This is a genomic window from Micromonospora okii (genome assembly GCF_020884795.1).
Taxonomy (GTDB): Bacteria; Actinomycetota; Actinomycetes; order Mycobacteriales; family Micromonosporaceae; genus Micromonospora; species Micromonospora okii.
Window position 1 is genome coordinate 1 of the sequence record NZ_BBZF01000012.1, and the last position, 23,785, is coordinate 23,785.

A 23,785-nucleotide genomic window follows, 5' to 3' on the forward strand; every position below is an offset into this window, starting at 1 on the left:
GGGTGAGGCGGATCGGCGTGATCCGTATCGGTGGTGGGAGTTGTGTGGGCGTTTCGGGGTGACGGTGTGGAATTCGGTGCCGGCGTTGTTGGACATGGCGTTGGTGGCGGGTTCTGGCGTCGAGGGTTCTGCTTCGAATGGTGGGTTGTCGGGGTTGCGGTTGGTGTTGGTGTCGGGTGACTGGGTTGGTTTGGATTTGCCTTCTCGGGTTCGGGGGGTGGCGTCGTCGTGTCGTTTTGTGGCGTTGGGTGGTGCGACGGAGGCGGCTATTTGGTCGAATGCGTGTGAGGTGGGGGAGGTGCCGGCGGGGTGGGTGTCGGTGCCGTATGGGTGGCCGTTGCGGAATCAGCGTTTTCGGGTGGTGGATGGTCGTGGTCGGGATTGTCCTGACTGGGTGGCGGGGGAGTTGTGGATTGGTGGTGCGGGGGTGGCGTCGGGGTATTGCAATGATGTGGTGCGTTCGGCGGAGCGGTTTGTGGAGTATGCGGGTGAGCGGTGGTATCGGACGGGGGATGTGGGGCGGTATTGGCCTGATGGGATGTTGGAGTTTTTGGGGCGTCGTGATCATCAGGTGAAGGTGCGGGGGCATCGGATCGAGTTGGGTGAGGTGGAGTCGGCGTTGTCGGCTTATCCGTCGGTGGGTTCGGCGGTGGTGTTGGCGGTGGGGTCGCCGTTGCGGTTGGTGGCGTTTGTGGTGCCGGCTGGTGATGGTGATGTGGATGGTTTGGCGGAGTTCTTGGGTGAGCGGTTGCCGTCGTATGCGATTCCGTCGGTGTGCACGGTGTTGGACGAGTTGCCGTTGACGGGTAATGGGAAGGTTGATCGGAAGGCGTTGGCGGCTCTGGCCGATGAGGACGGTCCGGTCGCTGGTGGTGAGCCGCCTCGGGGTGAGGTGGAGGAGCGGGTCGCGGCGATCTGGGTGGAGTTGCTGGGCGTTGCCTCGGTGGGGCGGCAGGACAACTTCATCGCGCTGGGCGGCGACAGCCTCCTCGCCACCCGACTGGTCGAGGCGATCCGCAGTCAATTCGGGGTCGAGATCCCCATGCGGCAGATCTTCGCCGCACCCACCGTCGCGCAGACGGCAGAACTGATCGACAGCTTCGAGGAAGGCGTTCTATGACCAGCTCGCTGACCACCCCGACCGCCGCCGAGCTGATCGCGGACCTGCGTGATCAGGGCGTGCACCTGTGGGAGGACCAGGGCCGCCTCCGGTTCCGCGGCCCGAAGGGCGCGTTGACCGAGGAGCGCCGCCGGGCGCTGGCCGAGCACCGCGACGCCGTCCTGGCGCACCTGGCCGGGCAGGGCGCGACCGTGGTGCCCGACCCCGAGCACCGGCACGACCCGTTCCCGCTGACCGAGGTGCAACTGTCGTACCTGCTGGGCCGCTCCGACCTGTACGAGTACGGCGACAGCCCGTGCCAGGTCTACGCCGAGGTGGAGTTCCCCGACCTCGACCCGGAGCGGCTGGAGGACGCCTGGAACCACCTGGTCCGCCGGCACGACATGCTGCGCGCCGTGTTCGACCCGCAGGGCTCCCAGCAGGTACGGCCCGAGGTGCCCCGCCACCACGTCCCGGTGACCGACCTGCGGGGCGAGCCCGACGACCGCATCGAGGCGCACCTGGGCGCCACCCGCGAGCGGATGGACCACCACCGCTACGACCCGCAGCGCTGGCCGCTCTTCGCGCTCGCCGTCACCCTGACCGACCGGCACGCCGTCCTGCACGTCTCCATCGACTTCCTCGTCGCCGACTACCTCAGCACCCAGGTGCTCCTCGACGAGCTGCGGCAGCTCTACGCCGGCGGCAAGCTGCCCGAGCTGGAGATCACCTTCCGCGACTACCTGCTCGCCCAGCGGGCCGCCCGCGACGAGGTCGCCTACGACCGCGACCGCGAGTACTGGCTGTCGCGGCTGGACACCCTGCCCGGCGCGCCCGAGCTGCCCGTGCTGCCGCAGCGCGGCGACGGCCCGGCCCGGTTCCGGCGGCTGAGCACCGTCCTGCCCGCCGAGCGGTGGGCGGCGCTGCGCGCCGCGGCCCGGGAGCGTCAGGTGACGCCGTCGACGGCCGTGCTCGCCGCCGTGGCCGAGGTGATCGGGCGCTGGAGCCGGCAGCCGCGCTTCTGCCTCAACCTCACCCTGCTCAACCGGGAGGCCCTGCACCCGCAGGTCGACCGGCTGGTCGGCGACTTCACCACGGTCAGCCTGCTGGAGGTCGACAACTCCGTCGACGCCGCGTTCGCCGACCGGGCCGTGACGCTGCAACAGCGGCTCTGGGCCGACATGGACCATCGCTCCTTCAGCGGGGTGGAGGTGATGCGCGAGATCGGCCGCAGACGGGGCCGCTCCGAGGCGCTGATGCCCGTCGTGTTCACCAGCACCCTCGGGGTCGCCGAGGGCGGACGGGCGGCGCAGGAGGACACCGCCGACGGGCGGGTCGGGTACGGCCGCAGCCAGACCCCGCAGGTGTGGATCGACGCGCAGGCCGTCGAGGAGGACGGCGACCTGCACGTACGGTGGGACGTGCGCGAGCGGGTGCTCCCCGACGAGGTGGTCGAGGACATGTTCGCCCAGCTCGGCGACCTGCTGCTGCGGCTGGCCACCGACGCCTCGACCTGGTCGCTGGCCGCGCCGGTCACCCTCCCCGAGGCCCAGTCGCGCCGCCGCGCCGCCGTCAACGACGTCCCGGCCCCGCTGCCGGAGGGGCTGCTCACCGACGGCGTGCTCGCCGCCGCCGACCGCGACCCGGCGCGCACCGCCGTCGTCGACGGCCGGCGCACCCTGACGTACGGCGAGCTGGTCGCCGGGGCCGGCGCGGTCGCCGAGGCGCTGCGGGCGCAGGGCCTGGCCCCGGGCGACCTGGTCGCGCTCGTGATGGAGAAGGGCTGGGAGCAGGTCGTCGGCGCCCTCGGCGTGCTGCTGGCCGGCGGGGCGTACCTGCCGATCGAGGCCGGGCAGCCGGCGGCCCGCCGCGACCGCATCCTGGCCGACGCCGGGGTGCGTCACGCGCTCACCCAGTCGTGGCTGGACCCGCGGCTCACCGTCCCGGTCGTCGCCGTCGACACCGTCGAGCCGGCCGCCGAGACGCCGCCGCCGCCCGAGCGGGCCCCCGACGACCTCGCCTACGTCATCTACACCTCCGGGTCCACCGGCGTGCCCAAGGGCGTGATGATGTCGCACCGGGCCGCGCTGAACACGATCGCCGACGTCAACCGGCGCTTCGGCGTCACCGACGCCGACCGGGTCCTGGCCCTGGCCAGCCTCGGGTTCGACCTGAGCGTGTACGACATCTTCGGCGTGCTCGGCGTCGGCGGGTCGGTCGTGCTGCCGGACGCCGACCGGCGCGGCGACCCGTCGCACTGGGCGGAGCTGGTGGCCGCCCACCGGGTGACGCTGTGGAACTCGGTGCCCGTCCAGTTGCAACTGCTGGAGGACTACCTGGCCGTGGAGCCCCGCGACGACCTCGACTCGCTGCGGCTGGCGCTGGTCAGCGGCGACTGGATCCCGGTGTCGCTGCCCGACCGGGTGCGCGCCCGCTGGCCCCGGCTGCGGCTGGTCGGCCTCGGCGGCGCCACCGAGGCCGGCATCTGGTCGATCTTCCACCCGATCGAGCGGGTCGACCCCGACTGGCCGAGCATCCCGTACGGCACGCCGCTGGCCAACCAGAGCTTCCACGTGCTGGACGCCGCCGGGCGGCCCTGCCCGGAGCACGTGCCGGGCGAGCTGTACATCGGCGGCGCGGGCCTCGCCCTGGGCTACCTGAACGACGAGCGGCAGACCGCCGAGCGCTTCCCGCAGCACCCGGAGCTGGGCCGGCTCTACCGCACCGGCGATGTCGGCGTGTACCGGCGCGACGCCGTCATCGAGTTCCTCGGCCGCACCGACCGGCAGGTCAAGGTCCGGGGCCACCGCATCGAGCTGGCCGAGGTCGAGGCCGCGCTCGCCGGGCACCCCGGCGTCGCCGCCGCGCACGTCCTCGTCGACGGCGACGAGCCGGCGCAGCGCCGCCTCGTCGCATTCGCCCAGCCCGCCGGGCGCGACACCCGCCCCGACGCGCGCCTGGCCGCGCTGACCGCCGCCGCCGGTGCCGCCGGCGACGCCACCACCGTCGACGTGGACCGCGACGAGCTGGCCGAGTTCATGCGCCGCCTCGACCTCGCCGGGCTGCTCGGCATGCTGCACGCCCTGACCACGCAGGGGCTGTTCGCCGGCCCCGACGACACGCACACCACCGACGAGGTCATCGCCCGCGCCCGGGTCGCGCCCCGGCACCACCGGCTGGTCCGGCGCTGGCTGGCCGCGCTGGTCGAGGCGGGGCTGCTGACCCGCGCCGGGGACGGGTACCGCGCCCCCCGCACCGTCGACGCCGCCGACCTGGCCGCCGCGTGGGCCGCCGTGGACGAGCTACAGCGCGAGGAGCAGTACCAGGCGTCCCTCATCGGCTACTTCCGCACCAGCACCGAGCTGCTGCCGCAACTGCTGCGCGACGAGGCTGACCCGCTGCCGCTGCTCTTCCCCGAGGGCAGGCTGGACATCTCGTACGCCGCGTACCGGGACAACGTGATCAGCCGGTACGTCAACCACGCCGTCCTCGGGCTGCTGCGCCAGTTGTCGGCCGACCGGCCGGAGACCCTGCGGGTGCTGGAGGTCGGCGCGGGCGTGGGCGGCACCAGCACCGTGGTCGTGCCCCAGCTCGCCGACGCCGACGTGGACTACATGTTCACCGACGTGTCGCAGTTCTTCCTCACCGAGGCGCGGCAGCGCTTCGGCGACCGCCTCCGCTACGGGCTGCTGGACATCAACGACGACCCGCGCGAGCAGGGCTACCTGCCCAACAGCTTCGACGTGGTGGTCTGCGCCAACGTGCTGCACAACTCCCGGCACGCCGGGGTGGTGCTGGGCCGGCTGCGGGAGCTGCTCGCCCCCGGCGGCTGGCTGGTCTTCATCGAGACCACCCGGGAGAACGTCCAGATCATGACCTCGATGGAGTTCATGATGCCGGAGAAGGACCCGGAGAAGTGGGACTACGAGGACCTGCGGCGCGGGCGCGACCAGACGTTCCTGTCCGTGGAGCAGTGGCGGGGGCTGCTGGCGGAGGCGCAGGCGGACGTGGTGCTGCACCTGCCCGGCACCGACGACGTGACCGCGGCGCTGGGCCAGCACGTCTTCGCCGCCCGGTTCAAGGCCGACCGGTGCGACGTGCGCCCCGACGAGCTGACCCGGCACGCGGCCGAGCGGCTGCCCGAGTACATGGTGCCGGCCCAGACCCAGGTCGTCGACGCGCTGCCGGTCACCGGCAACGGCAAGGTGGACACCGCGCTGCTGCGCCGGTGGGCCCGCCGCGAGCAGGGCGAGGCGGCCGGGCCGCACCACGCCCCCGCCGACGACCTGGAGCGCCGCCTCGCCGCCGTCTGGGCAGACCTGCTGCGGGTGCCCGCCGTGGGTCGCGACGAGGACTTCTACCAGCTCGGCGGGGACTCGCTGCTGGTCGCGCGGCTCGCCGGGCGGGTCCGCGAGGAAATCCCCGAGGCCGGCGGCCTGCTCTACGACACGCTGCTGCGCGCCCTGATGAACCGCCCCACCGTGGCCGGGCTCGCCGAGGCCGTGCGCTCCGCCGCGCCGACCGGGGAGCACGGCACCGGCGCACCGACGCCGGGCGACCCGCTGATTCGGCTCACCGACGCCCCCGGCGACGAGCTGCGCGTGCTCGTCCACGACGGGGTGGGCACCCTCGCCGCGTACCGGACGCTCATCCCCCTGCTGGACGACGCCGGGCCGGTCGTGGGACTCGCCGTCGGCGGCGACGACCCGTACCGCGACGAGGACCCGGCCGGGCTGGTCGAGCGGCGCGCCGCCGACTACACCCGGCGGCTGCTGGAGACCGGGCACGAGCGGTTCCACGTCGTCGGCTACTGCATGGGTGGCCTGGTGGCCCTGGAGATCGCCCGGCAGCTCACGGAGGCCGGCGCGACCGTGGCCAGCCTGACGATCATCAGCAGCTACGGGCTGCCGCACACCGTCGAGGACGACCTGGTGCTGGAGTACGTCTTCGCCCGGCTGGTCGGGGCCGACACCGAGGCGCTGGGCTACCCGGACGACGCGCGGATCGCGCGGGCTTTCGACGCGGTCCTCGCCGCCACGCCGGGCCGGGTGCCCAGCGGCGCGCTCGACGCGCTCACCGGCGACGACGAGCTGGCCGACGTGGCGGCCCGCTTCGCGGCGCTGCGGGCCCGGCCGCAGGCGCAGCGGCTGGCCGCGATCACCGGGCAGGCCGACGACGCCGACGCCGCCGAGGTCGACCTGTCGTCGCTGTACGAGCTGTACCGGACCAGCATGGCGGCGGTGACCCGGCACCGGGCGACCCCGTACCTCGGGGACGTCACGTTCCTGCGGGAGACCGAGGACACCGGGTTCCTGCCGTGGCTGCGCCGCGACATGACGGAGTTCTGGCGGGAGCTGTGCCTGGGCGACCTGTCGATCGTGGACGTGCCCGGCGACCACTTCACCTGCCTGCGGCCCCCGCATGCGGACCGGGTGGTCGAGGTGCTGCGCGAGGTGCACGCCGGGGAGCGGCGATGACGACCGTCGGGGTGCTCGGCTGCACCGGCGCGGTGGGCGCGGCCACGGTCGACCTGCTCGACGGGCTGGCGGTGACGGTCCGGCCGGCCGGGCGCAACCCCGACGCCGTGCGCCGGGCGGCGGGGGAGCGCGGCGTCGTCGCCGACGTCGACGACCCGGGCGGCCTGGCGGCGTTCTGCGCCGGCTGCGACGTCGTGGTGGACTGCACCGGCCCCGCCGACCGCATCGGCGACCGGGTGGCGGCGGCGGCCCTGGCCGCCGGGGCCGACTACGTCTCCCCGGCCGACACCTGCCAGCCGGGGCGGGTGCCCGCCGGGCGGCGCGTGGTGCTCGGCGCGGGGATGACCCCGGGCCTGTCGGCGCTGCTGCCGCGCGCCCTCGCCGCCGGGCACTTCGACCGGCTGGACCGGCTGACCGCCCACCTCGGCGGCCGGGACCGGTTCACCCCGGCCGCCGCCGCCGACTACCTGGCCGGGATGCGCGACCGGGACCGGCGCTCGGGGGCGGCGTGGGCCGGCGGCCGGCTGGTGCCGGGTCGGCTCGAACCGCTGCGCGACGCCGAGCTCCCCCACTTCCCGGGCCGGGTCACCGCGCATCCGTTCCTCAGCGCCGAGGCGCAGTGGCTCGCCGGCGCGCTCGGCGTCGAGGAGGTGCACTGGTACCACGTCTTCGACGGCGATCACGCCCTGTCGGTGCTCGGCCGGGTGGACCCCGACGCCCCCGACGCCGTCGAGCGGGTCGTCCGGGCCGCCGAGCTGGACCTGTTCGGCCGCGCCGCGTACCAGCAGATGGTCTTCCAGCTCGACGGCGCGTCGGCGGGCCGGCCGACCAGCCGGGTGCTGACCCTGCGGGGCACGGACAGCTACGCGCTGACCGCGCTGGCCCTGGCGCTCGCCGTCGAGCAACTGCTCGACGGCCGGCTCCCCGACGGGGTCAGCCACGCCGGGCGGGCGCTGGACGTGGAGACGACGCTGCGGCGGCTCGCCGCCGCGCCGGCGGTGCGCTGGCTCGACGTCGTCGAGGGGGCCACCGCGGTGGAGGAGGGGGTGCTGTGACCGCCAACGTGCTCGTCTGCGGGACCGGCTTCGGCCGGGTCTACCTCGGCGCCCTGGCCCGGCCGGACGGCCCGCTGCGGCTCGCCGGCATCCTCGCCCGGGGCAGCGAGCGGTCGGTGGGGATCGCCGAGCGGGCCGGAGTGCCGCTCTACACCGACCCCGACCAGGTGCCGGCCGACGTGGACCTGGCGGTCGTGGCCGTCTACGCGGGGGTCAACGGCGGCCCCGGCAGCGAGCTGGCCCAGCGGCTGATGAGCCGGGGCACGCACGTGCTCCAGGAGGGGCCGGTGCACCACGACGAGCTGGCCGAGTCGCTGCGGGTGGCCCGCCGCCACGGCGTCCTGCACCAGGTCAGCACCTACTACCCGCAGGTCGCCCCGGTGCGCCGGTTCATCGGCGCGGCGCGGGCCCTGGCCCGGCGGCAGCGACCGGTCTACGTGGAGGCCACCTGCGGACTCCAGGTCTTCTACCACCTGTTCGACATCCTGCGGCTGGCCCTCGGCGGGCTGCGGCCGTGGTCGTTCGACGAGCCGGTGACCGGCGGCGGGCCGTTCCGCACGCTCACCGGGCAGGTGCGCGGCGTGCCCATCGCGATCCGGGTGCAGAACCAGCTCCACGTGACCGACCCGGACAACCACGCGCACCTGCTGCACCGGATCACCATCGGCGCGGAGGGCGGCAACCTGACGCTGCTCAACACGCACGGCCCGGTGGTCTGGAGCCCCCGCCCGCACTTCCCCGAGGAGGGCCGGTCGGCCCACCGCCTCGACGAGGCCCCCGGGGCGCACCTCGACGCGCCCAGCGCCGAGTTCCTCGGCCCCGCCGAGGCGCCCAGCTACCGCGAGATCGTCGGCCGGCTGTGGCCGGAGGCCGCGGCCCGGCACCTGGCGGCGCTGCACCGCGACAGCCGGGCCGGCGTCTCCCCGCTCGCGGCCGGTCAGGCGCAGCTCGCCGTCTGCCAGGCGTGGCGGGACGCGAGCGTCCGGCTGGGCAAGCCCGAGCTGCTCGACGCGCCGCCGCCCGAGCCGCTGTCGCTGCGCGACCTGGACCTGGCAACCGACCCCGACCTGGCAACCGACCCCGACCTGGAGGAGGCGCGATGACCGGCGCGACGGCCGTCGACCTGCGGGCGCAGCGGTGGCTGCGCCGGCTCAACACTCCCTCGCCGGCCCCGGACGGCTCGCTGATCCGGTTGGTGGCGTTTCCCCACGCTGGCGGCGCGGCCAGCTTCTACAGCAAGTGGGCCCGGCTGCTGCCCCGGGGCGTGGAGCTGCTGGCGGTGCAGTACCCGGGCCGGCAGGACCGCGCCGGTGAGCCGTGCGCGACGACGATGTCCGAGCTGGTGGGGCCGATCGTGGAGGCGCTGGCGTCCGTGCCCGGGCCCGAGCTGGCCGTCCTCGGGCACAGCATGGGCGCGGCCGTCGCCGTCGAGGTGGCCCGGCGGATCGAGCAGCGCGACGGCCGGGCGCTGGCGCGGCTGTTCGTCTCCGGCCGGCCGGCGCCGCACCTGCAACCCGCCGAGGACGTGCACACCGGCGGCGACGAGGCGCTGCTGGCCGACCTGCGGCGGCTGGGCGGCACGGAGGAGGAGCTGTTCAGCGACGCCAGCCTGCGGGAGATGGTCCTGCCCGCGCTGCGGGCCGACTACCGGCTCATCGAGACGTACCAGCCGGACGGCGAGATCGTGCTGGACACGCCGATCACCGCGCTCTGCGGCGACAGCGACCCGGAGGTGACGCCGGAGCAGGCCGAAGCCTGGCGGCGGTGCACCCGGGGCGACTTCCGGCACCGGGTGCTGCCCGGCGACCACTTCTATCTCGTCGAGCGGCCGGTGACGACGGTCCGCGAGGTGTTGGCGGACCTACGACCGGGCACACCGGTGTCGATGTCGTGGCCCTCGACACCGTGAGATTCCCCCGTATCCCATCGGAATGTCACGTAGCCGACAAAAGCTCTGATCGGTAGGCTGTCCCAACCGATCAACAGAAATGAGGAGGAAAAGGTGACGACCAGCGACCGCACGCAACTTCTGAAGGAACTGTTCGCGCTGGAGGAGGAGGGCTGGCGGGCGATCTCCGCCGCCAAGGGCGACTTCTACCGAGCCCTGGTCACCCCCGACACCCTCGTCGTCGAGCACGACGGGGTCTCCACGGGCGACGACCTGGTGGCCGAGATCGACGGCAACACCTCGCCCTTCGAGGGCTTCACCCTCGACCAGGAGAAGCTCGTCCCCCTCGGCGACGACAGCGCCGTCATCACGTACCGGGCCAACGCGCAGGTCGCCGGGCGCGGCACGTTCCGCCTCTACATGTCCAGCGTCTGGGTGCGCCGCGACGGCGGCTGGAAGCTGATGTTCCACCAGCAGACGCCGGTGTCCACGTCCGAGAACTGACACCGGTAGGCCGACGCGGGGCGGGATGCCCCGGTCGGCAGGAGGGATGAGAACGTGACCCAGTGGGGGATCGAGGTCGAGCACCTGCGCAAGGAGTTCGACGGCAAGCCGGCCGTGCGGGACGTCTCCTTCACGGTGGGTGCCGGCACACTGCTCGGCCTGCTCGGGCCGAACGGGTCGGGAAAGACCACCATCATCAACTGCCTGACGACGGTGCTGACGCCCGACGGGGGGCGGCTGCTGGTCGACGGCTGCGACGTGACGGGCGCACCGGAACAGGTGCGCGCCCGCATCGCCGTCACCGGCCAGTTCGCCGCCCTGGACGAGGTGCTCAGCGGGCGGGACAACCTAATGTTGTTCGGCCGGCTGCTGCGGCTGCCCAAGCGGCAGGCCCGACAGCGCGCCGACGAGCTGCTGGACCGGTTCGCGTTGGGCGACGCCGCCGACAAGCCGGTCAAGGCGTACTCGGGCGGTATGCGGCGTCGCCTGGACCTGGCCGCCAGCCTGGTGGTGCCGCGTCCCGTGGTCTTCCTCGACGAGCCGACCACCGGCCTCGACCCCCGCAGTCGCGAGGAGCTCTGGCAGACCATCCGGCAGCTCCGCGACGACGGCGCGACGATCCTGCTGACGAGTCAGTACCTGGAGGAGGTCGACCGGCTCGCCGACCGGGTCGTCGTCATCGACGCGGGCCGGGTCATCGCCGAGGGCACCGGCGACGAGCTGAAGGGGCGCGTCGGCGGCCAGGTGTGCGAGGTGACGGTGCCGGAGCCGAACCGGGCGGCGGCCCGGGAGGCGCTGCGCGCGTTCTCGGGCGAGGTCGCCGAGCACGGCGAGCACCTGGTGGTGCCGGTGTCGCGCCCGGCGCAGCTCGTGGAGATCGTCCGGCTGCTCGACGACCGGGGCATCGAGATCGACGACGCCGCCCTGCGCAAGCCCACCCTGGACGAGGTCTTCTTCGCCCTGACCGGCCGGGCCGACGAGACGGCCGACGGGGACGAAAGGGCGGCCGACGGGGACGCGGGGACGACCGGCCGGGACGGGGAGCGGCCCGCCGGGGCGGTCCCGGCGGAAGGGGCGCGGTCGTGACGGCGGCGGCCGGCACCGAGGCGGGGCTCGGCAACCTGGTAGCCCAGGGCGCCGTCCTGGCCGGACGCAACCTGCGGCACCGGGCGACCGTCGAGATGGCCGTCATGTTCGTCGTCTTCCCGCTGATCTTCGTGTTCGGCTTCCTGCTGCTGTTCGGGCGGCTGTTCGACGCCCGGGGCCTGGACTACGGGCAGTTCCTGCCGCCGGCCATCGTCGCGCAGTGGATGTTCACCGTCGCCAACACCTCCGGCGCGGCGTCAGCGGCCGACCGGGCGTCGGGCATGTACCGCCGCTGCCTCGTCATGCCGGTCAACCGGGGCGCGATCGCCCTGGGCCGGATCGCCAGCGAGGCCGTGGGGGCGTTCGTCGCCGTCGTCGTGATCAGCCTGACCGGTCACCTCGCGGGCTTCCGGTTCCACGGCGGCGTCCTGGCCGCCTGCGGGTTCGTGGCGCTCGCCGTCGCGTTCGCCCTGGCGCTGACCGCCGGCACCACCGCCGTCGGGCTCTCCTCGGGCGACCCGGCCGCCGTCGCGACCCTGCTCAACCTGCCCTACCTGGCCCTGATCATGTTGTCGACGGCGTTCGTCCCGGCCGACGCGTTCCCCGGCTGGCTCGAACCCGTCATCCGCAACTCCCCGGTCTCCGTGGTCATCGACGCGCTGCGCTCGCTGGCGTCGGCCTCCCCGTCGTGGGTCGAGGTCCGGGGCGCGGTGGTCTGGGTCGCGGTGCTGGCGGTCGTCTTCGGCGTCGCGGCGTCCCGAGTCTTCCGGAGGGCACGATGAGCGTGGCGGCCGAGGCGGCGCTGCTGGCCGGGCGCAACACCCGGCGGTTCCTGCGCAGCCCGCAACTGCTGGGCGACGCCGTCGCCTTCCCCCTGATCCTGCTGCTGCTCATGCTGGTGATGTTCGGCGAGGTCGTCGCGGGCTCCACCGAGGAGCCGTACATCGCCCGGCTGGCCCCCGGCATCGTGCTGTTCAGCGTCGCGTACAGCAGCGCGGGCACCGCCGTGGCCCACCACCTCGACCTGCGGGGCGGCCTGCACGGCCGGCTGCGGACGATGCCGATCTCCCCGGTGTCGCCGCTGCTCGGGCGCATCGGCGGCGACCTGGTCAAGTTCACGCTCGTCACCGTGGTCACCGTCGCCGTCGGGTACCTGCTCGGCTTCCGGTTCCGGCAGGGCGCGCCGGCGGCGCTCGGGTTCCTGCTCGTCGCGCTGCTCTTCGCGGTGATCTTCCTGTGGGCGGCGCTGCTGGTCGGCGCGAGCGTCGGCAGCGCGGAGTCGGCGAACACGGCCCTCACCACGCCGGTGACGCTGCTGCTGTTGCTGTCGACCTGCCTGGTGCCGCTGTCGGCGTTCCCCGACTGGGCGCAGCCGGTGATCCGGCTCAACCCGCTGTCGACCGCCCACTCGGCGCTGCTCGGCCTCTCCTGGGGCGGGCCGGTCCTGACGCCGGTGCTCCAGACCCTCGCCTGGGCGGCGGTCTCGACCGTCGTCCTGGCCCCGCTGGCGCTGCGGCGGAGCATGCGGTGACGCACGCCCCGCCGCAGCGGCCTCACGCCCGGACCAGCTCGATCAGCTCGTAACGCAACTCGCCGTCGGGGTGCGCGCCGACGGCCCGGCGGCGCGGCTCCGGACGCCACCCGCGCGCGGCGGCGAGCCGGCCCAACAGCCCCGTGTCGCCGAGGTCGGTGAAGCCGAGCATGACCCGGCCGCCCGGCGCGAGGCGGTCGGCGACCGTACGGAGGAAGGTGTCATGAGTGGTGTAGCCCGGATCGGCGAAGGCGCGGTCGAGCATCGCGTCCGACGACTCCGGCAGCGCCGTGTCCACGAAGTTCGAGTTCCAGAAGACGAGGTCGTAGCGGTCCCCGTCGTCCAGCGGCGCGAACAGGTCCCCGCAGCGCACGTCGACCCGGTCGGTCACCCCGTGCCGGTCCGCGTTGCGGCGGGTGTTCTCCACCGCCGCCGGGCTGACGTCCAACGCCGTGACGCGGGCGCAACCGCGCTGCGCCGCGAGCACGGAGATGTAGCCGGTGCCGCAGCCGACCTCGCAGAACGCACCGCCGACCGGGTACGGCAGCCACTGCGCGTACAGCGCGGCCGACGGCGTCAGGTTCGGGGCGTACACCCCGGGCAGCAGGTCCCACTCCTGGCCGAGCAGCCGGAAGGTCTGCGGCTCCACCACGTCGTGGTGGCGCTGCCGCAGGCGGCGTACCAGATCCAGGCTTGCCGAATCCACAGTCTTCCCCCTTCGTCCACAACAGAGCGCATGCACAGGAGGCCCGGGCGATGAAGGTCCAGAGGCGCAGCCTACGACCCACCACGAGCCACGAGGGCCTCGTCGGCGTCGAGCCCGACACCCTCGATCCCACCACAGCGGACCGGGACCCGCTGGCTCAGTTCCGGTCCTGGTACGACCAGTGGCGCGCGGGACGCCCGGCCGCGCCGGACGCCGCCGTGCTGGCCACCGTCGACGCCGACGGTCGACCCGCCGCCCGCCACGTCGACCTGGCCCGCCTCGACCACGGCTTCGTCTTCTTCACCGGGCTGGGCAGCGCCAAGGCCACCGACCTGGCCGGCAACCCGCACGCCGAACTCTGCTTCGGCTGGCTCTCCGCCGGCCGGCAGGTGCGGGTCGGCGGCACCGTCGAGCCGCTCGACGCGCTGGCGAGCGACGACCACTTCACCCGGCTGCCGCGCGCCGTGCAGACGTTGGCCTGGGCCAGCGACCAGCGGTCGGTGCTGCCCGACCGCGCCGCGCTGCGCGAGCGCGTCGCCGAGGTGGCCGACCGGTTCGCCGGGCAGGAGCTGCCGCGCCCCGACGAGTGGGGCGGCCTGCGGCTCCTGCCCGACCGGGTCGAGTTCTGGCAGGCGCAGCCGCACGAGGCCCCCGACCGGGTGCGGTACCGCCGCGTCGACGGCGACTGGACCATCGAGCGGCTGGCCCCGTGAGCACCCTGGCCGCCCCCGCCGCGCCGGTGCAGCAACCGGCGTGGCCGGACCCGGGCCACGTCGCGACCGTCCGCGACGCCCTCGCCGACCGGCCGCCCCTCGTCGGCTGGGCGGAGTGCGCCGACCTGCTCGCCGCCCTCGCCGACGCCCACCGGGGAGAGCGGCTCGTGCTCCAGGCCGGCGACTGCGCCGAACGCTTCGCCGACGCCACCGACGCCGCGCTCGACGCCCGCATCGCCCACCTGTACGCCCTCGCCGACGCGCTGCGCGCCGACACCGGCCGGCCCTGCGTCACCGTCGGCCGCCTCGCCGGGCAGTACGCCAAGCCCCGCTCCTCGCCGACGCAGACCCTCGGCGACGGCACCGTCCTGCCGGCGTACCGGGGCGACCTGGTCAACGGCTGCGCGCCCACGGCCGAGGCCCGCCGCCCCGACCCGCGCCGGATGCTCACCGGGTACGACAGCTCGGCGCTCGCGCTGGCCCGCGTCCGCGCCTCCCGGGCCGGGCGGCCCGCGGCGGAGGCGCTCTACGCCTCGCACGAGGCGCTCCTCGTCGACTACGAGCAGCCGCTGGTGCGCGCCCACGCCACCGGCCGCTACGCCTCCTCCGGCCACCTCGTCTGGATCGGCGACCGCAGCCGCGACTGCGACGGCTGGCACGTGCGCTGGGCCGCCGCGCTCGACAACCCGGTCGCCGTCAAGATCGGGCCGACCACCACCCCCCACGACGCCGTACGGCTCAGCAGGCTGCTCAACCCGCACGGCGTGCCGAGGAAGCTCGCCTTCGTGACCCGGCTCGGCGCGCGGCACGTCCACCGGCTCCTGCCCGACCTCGTCACCGAGGTCACCCGGCGCGGCGCGCCCGTGCTCTGGCTCTGCGACCCCATGCACGGCAACACCGTCGTGCTGCGCGGCGGCGCGAAGACCCGGCCGCTTCAGGCCATCCACGACGAGGTGGCCGGCTTCGTCCGCGCGCTGCGGTACCGCCGCCAACCCCCGGCCGGGCTGCACCTGGAGGTGGCCCCCGACGACGTCACCGAGTGCGTGGCCACCCCGGAGGACACCCCCGCCGTCCCCGACCGGGTGGCCCTGCCGCGCTACACCAGCGCCTGCGACCCGAGGCTCAGCCCCGCCCAGGCCCGCGCGCTGCTCGCCCACTTCGCCCGGCTGCTGTGAACCGCCGCCCCCGCTGCTGTGACCCGCCCACCCACCCGGCCGTGAGCCGCCGACCGACCACAGAGGAGACCGGCGTGACCTTCAAGGGATTCCCGCCCGAGGCGTTCGCCTTCTACCGCAAGCTGGAGCGGGACAACTCGCGGGACTTCTGGCACGCCCACAAGGACACGTACGACACCTGCGTGCGCGACCCGATGCAGGCCCTCGCCGAGGAGCTGGGCGACCGGTTCGGCGCGACGAAGGTGTGGCGGCCCCAGCGGGACGTGCGCTTCGCCAAGGACAAGTCGCCGTACAAGACGTACCAGGGCCTGACCGCCGGCTCCGCCGACAGCATCGGCTACTACCTCCAGCTCGACGGGCGCGGCGTCCACCTCGGCGGCGGCTACCACGGCCTGACCTCGGCGCAGGTCACCCGCTACCGGGAGGCCGTCGACGCGGACCGCTCCGGGCGCAAGCTCCAGGAGATCGTCGACGAGCTGGAGGGCGAGGACTGGAAGCTCGTCGGCGAGCGGCTGAAGACCCACCCGCGCGGCTTCCCGGCGGACCACCCCCGGGTGGAGCTGCTGCGGTACCGCTCGCTGGGCGCCGAGCGCTACGTCAAGGAGAACGACCAGCTCCACGGGGCTTCGGCGGCGCGGCTGGTCCGCGACGGCTGGGCGCGGCTGAGCCGCCTCGTCGACTGGCTCAACCGACACGTCGAGACGGGAGGGAAGTAGGAATGCTCGAAGGGTGCGTTCCCTGGCCGGAGGAGTTCGCGCGGCGCTACCGCGACCGGGGCCACTGGCGGCCCGAGCGCCTCGACGAGCGGCTGCGCGAGTGGGCGAGGCGCGACCCGGACCGGATCGCCCTCGTCGAGCCGGAGCGCCGGATGACCTACGGCGAGCTGGACGGCCGGGCCGACCGGCTGGCCGGGGGCCTGCACGCGCTCGGCATCGCCGCCGGCGACCGGGTCGTGGTGCAGTTGCCCAACACGCTGGAGTTCGTGGCGGTCACCTTCGCCCTGCTGCGCCTCGGCGCGCCGCCGGTCTTCGCGCTGCCCTCGCACCGCGACAGCGAGCTGCGCCACCTCCACGAGGCCAGCGGCGCGGTCGCGCTGGTCGTCCCCGACCGGTACCTCGGCTACGACCACCGGGAGCTGGCCCGCCGGTTGGCGCTGCCGGGCACGGTGGTGGTCGCCGGCGACGCCGAGGAGTTCCACCCGCTCGACCGGCTCGACGCCGACCCGGTGCGGACGGACGTCGACCCGGCCGACGTGGCGCTGTTCCTGCTCTCCGGCGGCACGACCGGCAAGCCCAAGCTGATCCCCCGCACCCACGAGGACTACGGCTACAACCTGCGGGCCAGCGCCGAGAACGCCCGGCTCACCGAGCGCGACGTCTACCTCGCCGTGCTGCCCGCCGGCCACAACTACGCGCTGGCCTGCCCCGGCATCCTCGGCACCCTGCACGTGGGCGGGCGCGTCGTGCTCGCGCCCACCGCCGCCGTCGACGACGCGTTCACGCTCGTCGAACGCGAACGGGTCACCGTCACCGGCCTGGTGCCGCCGCTGGCCCTGCTCTGGACGGACATGGCCGAGCTGGGCGACACCGACCTGTCCAGCCTGCGCCTGGTGCAGGTGGGCGGGGCGAAGTTCAGCGCCGAGGCGGCCCGCCGGTTCACCCCGGCCCTCGGCTGCGCGCTGCAACAGTCGTTCGGGATGGCCGAGGGGCTGCTCAGCCAGTCCGCCCCCGACGACCCGCCGGAGGTCGTCGCCACCACCCAGGGCCGGCCGATCTCCCCCGACGACGAGGTGCGGGTGGTCGACGAGGCCGGCCGCGACGTGCCGCCCGGCGAGCCGGGGGAGCTGCTCGTGCGCGGCCCGTACACGTTCCGGGGCTACTACCGCGCCGACGAGCACAACGCGCGGGTGTTCACCCCCGACGGCTTCTTCCGCACCGGCGACGTGGTGCGGCTGCTGCCCAGCGGCCACCTGGTCGTCGAGGGTCGGATCAAGGACCAGATCAACCGGGGCGGCGACAAGGTGCCGGCCGAGGAGCTGGAGGACCACGTCCTGGCCCACCCCGCCGTGCACGACTGCGCGGTGGTCGCCATGCCCGACCCGGTGCTCGGCGAGCGCACCTGCGCGTTCGTCGTCCCGCGCGGCGAGCCGCCGCAGCTCGCCGACATCGTCGGCCACCTGCGGGAGCGCGGCGTCGCCGCGTTCAAGCTGCCCGACCGGCTGGAGGTGCTGCCGGCGTTCCCCCGCACCCCCGTCGGCAAGGTGGACAAGGCCCGGCTGCGGGAGATCGTCCGGCAGCGCGTCGCCGCCGGGGCGTCGCGGTGATCGTCGTGGGGGCCGGCCCGACCGGCCTGACCGCCGCGCTGGCCCTGCGGCACCACGGGCTGCCCGTGACCCTGATCGAGGCCGAGCCCGCCGACCGGGCCCGGCCGGGCAGCCGGGCCCTGTTCGTCCACGGGCAGACCCTCCACCGGCTGGGCGCGATCGACCCGTCGCTCGCGCGCCGGATCGCCGAATACGGCCTGGTCTGGCGGACCCGGCGCACCCTGCACGGCGGGCGGCAGGTGTTCCAGCGGAGCTACCCGCCCCCGCCGCCGGGGACGCTGCCGCCGTTCGTCAGCCTCCGCCAGGTCGACACCGAACGCTTCCTGCTCGACGCCTGCGCGGACGCCGGGGTCGACATCCGGTGGGGGACACCCGTGACCGGGGTGGACCCCGGCCGCGACGGCGTCACCGTCCACACCGCCGACGGGCGGCGCTTCGACGCGCCGTACGTCGTCGCCGCCGACGGCGCGCGCTCGGCGGTGCGCCGCGCCGTCGGCATCGGGCTGCACGGCCCCCGGGCGCGCGGCTTCCACGTCGTGGTGGACCTCGCCGACGACCCCGACGACCCGCTGCCGCCGGCCCGGACCCTGCACTACGAGCACCCGGGGATCGGGCGGCGCACCGTCATGCAGGTGCCGTTCGCCGGGGGCTGCCAGATCGACCTCCAGTGCCGCGTCGACGACGTACCCGAGGACTTCGCCACCGCCGATGCGGCGCGCGACTGGCTGCCGGCGGTCGTGCCCGCCGCGTACCGCGACCGCGTCCTGTGGGTGGCCCGCTACCAGTTCCAGCAGGTGGTGGCCGACCGCATGGTCGACGCCACCGGTCGGGTCCTGCTGGCCGGCGAGGCCGCCCACCTCTTCCCGCCGTTCGGGGCGCGCGGGATGAACAGCGGCATCGCCGACGCCGCGGCCGCCGCCGACGCCCTCGCCGCCGCGCCGGCGGACGTGGCGGGGGCCGTCGCCCGGTACGCCGAGCAGCGGCAGCGCGCCGCCCGCCACAACCGCGACGCGGCCCGGGACGCGCTGCGCCACCTGCGCCCCGGGCCGGCGATGCGGCTGCGGCAGCGGTGCAGCGCGGCGCTCGCCCCGCACGTGCCGGCGCTGGGCCGCTGGCTGGAGACGGCCCCCTACGGCCCCCGCTCCGGCCCGAGCCCGGAGAGCCGGTACTGAGACCGGCCCGGCGGTGGTGAGTGCCCGGTGTCCACGGTGGTCGGCCCCGGTCACGCGTCCCAGGTGACCGGGAGGCTCTTCACCCCGTGGATGTCCGCGCTCTCCGGGCGCAGGGGGACCTCCTCCGCCGGCACGGCCAGGCGCAGCGTGGGGAAGCGGTGGACCAGCGCGGGGAGCGCCACCCGCAGCTCGACGCGGGCCAACTGCTGCCCCAGGCACTGGTGGATGCCGTGGCCGAAGGCCAGGTGCCCGCCGTCCTGCCGGCCGAGGTCGAGCACGTGGGGGTCGGCGAAGCGCTCGGGGTCGTGGTTGGCGGTGTGGTACGACAGGATCACCGGCGAGCCGGCCCGGATGGTCTGGCCGCCGACCTCTACGTCCTCCAGCGCCGTCCGCATGAACGTCTTGGCGACGGTGAGGTAGCGCAGCAGCTCCTCCACGGCCGGATCGGCGAGCGCGGGGTCGGCGCGCAGCGCGGCCAACTGCTCCGGGTTGCGCAGCAGCGCGAAGGTGCCGAGGGCCAGCATGTTCGCCGTGGTGTCGAGCCCGGCGGCCAGCAGGAGCAGGGCGATCCCCTTCAGCTCCTCGTCGGTGAGGTCGCTGTCGGTGAGGTCGCCGAGGATGTCGTCGGTGGGGTTTGCCCGCTTGGCGGCCACCAGCTCGGCGAGGTAGTCCTGGGTCGCGGTGTAGGCCGCCAGGAGGTCCTCGTCGCTCGTCTCCCCGTTCATGAACGAGTCGACCTGCTCCTGGAAGGATGCCCGGTCCTGGTACGGCACCCCCAGCAGCTCGCAGATCATGATGGCGGGGATCGGCTTGGCGAACGCGGTCACCAGGTCGGCCGGCGGCCCGGCCTGCTCCATGGCGTCCAGGTGTTCGGTGGTGATCTGCTCGACGCGCTCGGTGAGCTGCCGCATCCGCCGCACGGTGAACTTGCGCACCAGCGGTTTCCGGTAGCGGCCGTGCCGGGGCTCGTCCATGAGGAGGAACTCGCCGGGCGGCGCCGGGGGCACCTCGATGTCCCCGTAGTCGATGGTCGGGTGGAGCATGAGTTCCTTGCGGGAGCTGAACCGCCGGTCGGCCAGGACCGACCTGACCAGGTCGTAGCCGGTGACCAGCCAGCCGGGCCTCCCGCCGGGGAAGGTGTAGCGGCTGATGGGGCCGTGCCGGCGGGCGTCCACCAGCTCGGCGGGCGGGTCGAAGGGGCAGCCGGGCCGACGCGCCGCGGGCAGCGTCGTGACGGTGTGGACGGATTCGGTCATGGTCGTTCCCCGTTCGCCGACGTCTATTCGGTATATGCCGAAAGCTACGTTGCGTTCGAGGTCCGGTCAATGTCGATAAACGCATCAGCCCAGGTGGTTGGCGGTAAATTGGTGCAATGACGCTGGGCGCGAACGCAATGCGGCGTTGCAATGAATGGCGGCGAAGGCAACACTGGCGGCATGCCAGGAGAACGGTTGACCCAGCAGGACCGCCAGCGCATCGCGGCGGGGCTCGCCGACAGGCTTTCCTACGCCGAGATCGCCCGGCGGCTCGACCGCCCGACCTCGACGATCAGCCGCGAGGTCGGGCGCAACGGCGGCCCCGGCGGCTACCAGCCCCAGCAGGCGCACCGGGCGACGGCCCGGCGGGCGCGGCGCGGCACGCCGGCACCCGCGCGTGACGCCGGAGCGCCGGTCGGCGCGGCGGAGGCGGAGATCGTCGAGATGGCGGTCCGGTCCGGGCTGCCGAGGACCACCGCGCGCGTGCACGTCGACCTGTTGCTCTCCGAGGCCGGCCGGCGCACCGCGGCCGAGCTGACCCGCCGACTGGAGGTCAGCCCGGCCTCCATCTCGGTGGCCGTGAACTTCCTGATCCGCAACGGGTACGTCCGGCGCGAGCGGGACCCGCAGCGGCGCTGCGACATCTACGTGGTCGACGACGACGCCTGGTACCACTCGGTGGCGATCAGCTTCCGGCAGACGCGCGACGCGGCGCGGGCCTCGTTGGCGGCGGCGGAGGCGATCGGGGTCGACAGCCCCGTCGGGCGGCGGCTGACCAGGGGAGGGACGTTCCTGGAGCGGGTCATTCTGGACATGATGGAGTCGGCGGACCGCTGGCGCCCCCTGCTTTCCTGAGGAGCCCGCGACGCCGCCTCCCACCTCGCCGCGGCTACCAGCAGCGGGCCACCTACCAGCCCGCCGGCAACTTCTGGGCTCTGCAATGGGCCGAGGCGGGGCTCTACCTCGGCCTCGCCCTGGCCCTGACCGGCTTCTGCGTCTGGTGGATCCGCCGCCGGCTGACCTGACGGACGCAGGCCGCGCGTCGCGGCGGCCCCTCGGGAGCGGGCCGTCAGGCGCGGCGAGAGCGGCTCCCGGACGGAGACGAACCCGTCCGGGAGCCGCTCGGCGACCAACCGGCAACGCCATTTCAGGTCATCGCCGGCCGGCTGGTCAGGAGAACTTGATCGAGCTCGCCCGGTTGCCCCACCCGTCGCCGATGTTGCCGAGCACGGGTGCCTCATCGATCCAGGTCGACGACGCGCCGGTGAAGTTCTTCCCGTCGAAGAGCTTGACGTCGCACTGGTGGTAGGTGTGCACCGAGCTGATCGCGTTGTTCATGTCGCCCGCCGACGTGACGCTCAGGTCGTCCCACTGCCACTCGGCGTCGTAGCCCGGGGTGCACTCCCGAGCCTGGGTGAAGGCGAGCACCTTGCCCCCGGTGCCGTAGTTCGCCTGAGCGTAGACGCGGGTGATGACCAGGCTGGCCTGGGCGCCGACGGCGCGCACTGCCCGGTCCTCGCTGCTCGCGCAGGTCGCCGCGCCGGTGTCGAGGTTGATCGCGCAGTTGCGCAGCGGCGCGGCGGCGGCCGGCGCGGCGAACGCGCCGAGCAGGCCCAGGGCGCCGAGGGCGGTACCGGCCGCAGTGGCGATTCGTGCCTTCATGATCTTCTCCTTCGTCTCGGATCGATCGCGGAACGTCGATGACGCTCCGTCTCCATTGCTAGTCGCCGGCCCGCTTGATCAGGGCGTTTGCGGGTTCCGATCAATCAACTCCGAACAATGCGTGGCGGCGCACCGGATGCCTGGCCTGGTCGGGCAGGATGGGCGACGAGGAATCGGGGCTGCCGCTCGGAGTGCTGGGTGAAGGGACGTTGCATGGCCCGTCAGGAAAAACCCGTCGATCCGGCCGCCGGCCCGGTGCAGGCCCTCGCCTACGAACTGCGCAAGCTCCGCGCGGAGGCGGGCAATCCCACCTACCGCCAGCTCGCCAAGTCCGCCGGCTACGGCGCGACGACCTTGTCGGAGGCGGCCGGCGGCACCCGCCTGCCCACGTTGGAGGTGCTGCTGGCCTACGCGGGCGCGTGCGGCGGCGACCCCGACGAGTGGCGGCGGCGCTGGCAGGAGACGGCGGCGCGGGTGCGCCCGACCGAGCCCGTTCCCCCGCCCGGCGGGGAGCCGGTCCGCGAGCCGTCCCGGGAGCCGGTCGACGAGCCGTCCCGGGAGGCCGGCGCGACCGGGGAATCCGAAGCGACCGGGGAAGCCGACCCGACCGGGGAGGCCGACGCGGGTGCGGAGAGCCATGCGGCGGTGCCCTCCGACGTGAGGCGGTCCGGGAACGGGCCGCCCCGGCGGTCGCGCCCGCGCTGGGTCGTACCCGTCGCGGTCGCAGCCTCGATCGTCGCCGTCGTCGCCGTGGTCGCCACGGTGATCGAGCTGCCGAACGACGAGCCGCCGGCGCGGGGCGCGGCGGGCTGTCCCTCGCCGCCGAACGGGGCCGCCTTCACGGGGGTGACCTACGGCAGCGGCGCCCACGTGCGCGGCGGGGCCGCCCGGGACGAGCCCGTGCTGACCACCATCCCGCCGAACTGCACGGTCGGCTTCACCGGCTTCTGTGTCGGCGAGAAGGTCTACGACAACACCGGCGGCATGCCGGACGTGCGCTGGTTCAAGGTAACCGGCGGCGGGGTCGTCTCCTCCGCAGTCGTGCACGGCAACCCGCCGCGTGACCTGCGGGCGTCGGACTGCCCCAGGGGTCGCCCGGTCCCGACCGGCCTCGAATTCGCCGTCGTCGCCGAACCGGGCCGGGCCCGGGCCGTGACGCTGCGGGCGACCGGCCCGGACCTGTACGTCGTCGGCTTCGCCGTCGCCGTGGGGCACCCGGCGTCGTCCGGCGGGCGCACCTGGCGACAGCTCAGCCTGACCGACGTGCGCGATCCGGCCGCCGGGGCGAGCGTCGGGCTCGACGAGCTGCCGAGCCCGACGGCCGGCGGGACGGTCGTCCTGGTCGCCGCCGCCTGCCTCGGCGGGGACAGCCCGACCGGCCTGGTGCGGGCCCGTGAGATCCGGCCGGACGCTCCGCGCGTTGCGGTGCCGGTGACGCTCGACCAGCGGCAGCAGGCCGAGGCGGCGTCGTCCGCCTGCCGCTATCCCAGCCGGGGCTGAGGGGGCGGGTCGGCGACCGGTTGCCGGCCCGCCTCGGTCTGAGCCGCGACTCGATCGGGAACCGATCGGCCCGACCCCCGCGACCCGGTCAGGAATCGAGAAGCGCCCGGGTGGGGCCGGGGCTAGCCTTTTGCCTGGTAGCCGGCGGCAGGCCGGGCCAGCGACGGGGGAGGAACCCGACAGTGTCCGAGACGACGTCCACGACCGCGCCCGACGGATTCAGCGCCGAGGAGCGGGCCGCGATGAAGGAGCGCGCCGCCGAACTGCGCGCCGAGGGGCGGAAGGGAGCCAAGAAGGCGGACGGGCTCCAGGCGGTCCTTGACCGGATCGCGCAGATGGGCCCCGAGGATCGCGCGCTCGCCGAGCGCATGCACGTGACGGTGACGGCCGCCGCACCCGACCTGTCGGCGAAGACCTGGTACGGGATGCCCGCTTACGCCAACGCGGACGGCAAGATCGTCGTCTTCTTCCAGGAGTCGGGCAAGTTCGGCACCCGGTACTCGACGCTGGGCTTCCAGGACGCGGCGCACCTGGACGACGGCGAGATGTGGCCGGTGACGTACGCGCTGCTGACCTGGACCCCGACGGTGGAGGAGCGGGTTGCCGAGCTGGTGCGGACGGCCGTCTCCTGACCGTGC

The 23,785-nt window shown here is 74.4% G+C and carries 20 protein-coding genes; 17 read left to right on the forward strand and 3 right to left on the reverse strand.

The genetic code is table 11. From position 1 onward, the window contains the following. From LPU43_RS00065 to LPU43_RS00115, 9 genes are all read left to right on the forward strand, one after another. On the forward strand, positions 1-1,120 hold a 1,120-nt coding region (locus LPU43_RS00065), incomplete at its 5' end, for a non-ribosomal peptide synthetase (protein WP_229397546.1). Then, positions 1,117-6,576, forward strand: coding sequence for a non-ribosomal peptide synthetase (locus LPU43_RS00070; RefSeq protein ID WP_305072978.1), 5,460 nt, complete (start codon positions 1,117-1,119; stop codon positions 6,574-6,576). The genes LPU43_RS00065 and LPU43_RS00070, both read left to right, overlap by 4 nt. Then, positions 6,573-7,631, forward strand: coding sequence for a saccharopine dehydrogenase NADP-binding domain-containing protein (locus LPU43_RS00085; protein WP_229397548.1), 1,059 nt, complete (start codon positions 6,573-6,575; stop codon positions 7,629-7,631). Before LPU43_RS00070 ends, LPU43_RS00085 begins: the two co-directional genes overlap by 4 nt. Further along, positions 7,628-8,734 (forward strand): Gfo/Idh/MocA family oxidoreductase, encoded by a 1,107-nt coding sequence (locus LPU43_RS00090; protein WP_229397550.1) that lies wholly within the window; start codon positions 7,628-7,630, stop codon positions 8,732-8,734. Before LPU43_RS00085 ends, LPU43_RS00090 begins: the two co-directional genes overlap by 4 nt. Then, a complete protein-coding gene (locus tag LPU43_RS00095; RefSeq protein ID WP_229397552.1) occupies positions 8,731-9,540 on the forward strand; it encodes a thioesterase II family protein in 810 nt (269 codons plus the stop codon). Before LPU43_RS00090 ends, LPU43_RS00095 begins: the two co-directional genes overlap by 4 nt. Positions 9,541-9,633: 93 nt before the next feature. Next, complete coding sequence (locus LPU43_RS00100) at positions 9,634-10,023, forward strand: nuclear transport factor 2 family protein (protein ID WP_229397553.1); 390 nt, start codon at positions 9,634-9,636, stop codon at positions 10,021-10,023. Between the two features lie 54 nt (positions 10,024-10,077). Next, complete coding sequence (locus LPU43_RS00105; RefSeq protein ID WP_229397556.1) at positions 10,078-11,109, forward strand: ATP-binding cassette domain-containing protein; 1,032 nt, start codon at positions 10,078-10,080, stop codon at positions 11,107-11,109. Next, positions 11,106-11,891, forward strand: coding sequence for an ABC transporter permease (locus LPU43_RS00110; protein WP_229397558.1), 786 nt, complete (start codon positions 11,106-11,108; stop codon positions 11,889-11,891). The genes LPU43_RS00105 and LPU43_RS00110 overlap by 4 nt, the downstream gene beginning before the upstream one ends. After that, complete coding sequence (locus LPU43_RS00115) at positions 11,888-12,640, forward strand: ABC transporter permease (protein WP_229397560.1); 753 nt, start codon at positions 11,888-11,890, stop codon at positions 12,638-12,640. Before LPU43_RS00110 ends, LPU43_RS00115 begins: the two co-directional genes overlap by 4 nt. Before the next feature lie 22 nt (positions 12,641-12,662). Here the strand turns inward: LPU43_RS00115 and LPU43_RS00120 are convergent, their stop codons facing one another. Then, positions 12,663-13,346: a methyltransferase domain-containing protein gene (locus tag LPU43_RS00120; protein ID WP_229397562.1), complete on the reverse strand. Its 684-nt coding sequence runs from the start codon at positions 13,344-13,346 to the stop codon at positions 12,663-12,665. 50 nt (positions 13,347-13,396) lie between these two features. Here LPU43_RS00120 and pdxH point away from each other — a divergent pair, with 50 nt between their 5' ends. The 5 genes from pdxH to LPU43_RS00145 all read left to right on the forward strand — a co-directional run bounded on the left by pdxH (position 13,397) and on the right by LPU43_RS00145 (position 18,729). After that, positions 13,397-14,059 (forward strand): pyridoxamine 5'-phosphate oxidase, encoded by a 663-nt coding sequence (gene pdxH, locus LPU43_RS00125; protein ID WP_229397564.1) that lies wholly within the window; start codon positions 13,397-13,399, stop codon positions 14,057-14,059. After that, a complete protein-coding gene (locus LPU43_RS00130; RefSeq protein WP_229397566.1) occupies positions 14,056-15,234 on the forward strand; it encodes a 3-deoxy-7-phosphoheptulonate synthase in 1,179 nt (392 codons plus the stop codon). Before pdxH ends, LPU43_RS00130 begins: the two co-directional genes overlap by 4 nt. A gap of 74 nt (positions 15,235-15,308) precedes the next feature. After that, on the forward strand, positions 15,309-15,950 hold the full coding sequence (locus LPU43_RS00135; RefSeq protein WP_229397568.1) for a DUF2461 domain-containing protein: 642 nt from the start codon (positions 15,309-15,311) through the stop codon (positions 15,948-15,950). A gap of 2 nt (positions 15,951-15,952) precedes the next feature. After that, positions 15,953-17,557 carry a (2,3-dihydroxybenzoyl)adenylate synthase gene (locus LPU43_RS00140; protein ID WP_229397570.1) on the forward strand — a complete coding sequence of 535 codons (1,605 nt, stop codon included), beginning with the start codon at positions 15,953-15,955 and terminating at the stop codon, positions 17,555-17,557. Continuing rightward, a complete protein-coding gene (locus LPU43_RS00145) occupies positions 17,554-18,729 on the forward strand; it encodes an FAD-dependent oxidoreductase (protein WP_229397572.1) in 1,176 nt (391 codons plus the stop codon). Before LPU43_RS00140 ends, LPU43_RS00145 begins: the two co-directional genes overlap by 4 nt. 50 nt (positions 18,730-18,779) lie before the next feature. Here the strand turns inward: LPU43_RS00145 and LPU43_RS00150 are convergent, their stop codons facing one another. Beyond that, a complete protein-coding gene (locus LPU43_RS00150; protein ID WP_229397574.1) occupies positions 18,780-19,985 on the reverse strand; it encodes a cytochrome P450 in 1,206 nt (401 codons plus the stop codon). 195 nt (positions 19,986-20,180) lie between these two features. On the opposite strand from LPU43_RS00150, the gene LPU43_RS00155 reads away from it, so the two are divergent. Beyond that, on the forward strand, positions 20,181-20,840 hold the full coding sequence (locus LPU43_RS00155; protein ID WP_229397576.1) for a GbsR/MarR family transcriptional regulator: 660 nt from the start codon (positions 20,181-20,183) through the stop codon (positions 20,838-20,840). A 315-nt stretch (positions 20,841-21,155) separates the two neighbouring features. Here LPU43_RS00155 and LPU43_RS00160 read toward each other — a convergent pair whose 3' ends face one another. After that, a complete protein-coding gene (locus LPU43_RS00160; protein ID WP_229397578.1) occupies positions 21,156-21,647 on the reverse strand; it encodes a hypothetical protein in 492 nt (163 codons plus the stop codon). Between the two features lie 213 nt (positions 21,648-21,860). Between LPU43_RS00160 and LPU43_RS00165 the strand changes: the two genes are divergently transcribed. Both LPU43_RS00165 and LPU43_RS00170 read left to right on the forward strand, forming a co-directional pair. Then, entirely contained in the window at positions 21,861-23,147 is a 1,287-nt protein-coding gene (locus LPU43_RS00165; protein WP_229397580.1) for a helix-turn-helix domain-containing protein, read from the forward strand. Between the two features lie 182 nt (positions 23,148-23,329). After that, positions 23,330-23,779: an iron chaperone gene (locus LPU43_RS00170; protein ID WP_229397582.1), complete on the forward strand. Its 450-nt coding sequence runs from the start codon at positions 23,330-23,332 to the stop codon at positions 23,777-23,779. Positions 23,780-23,785: the final 6 nt, after the last annotated feature.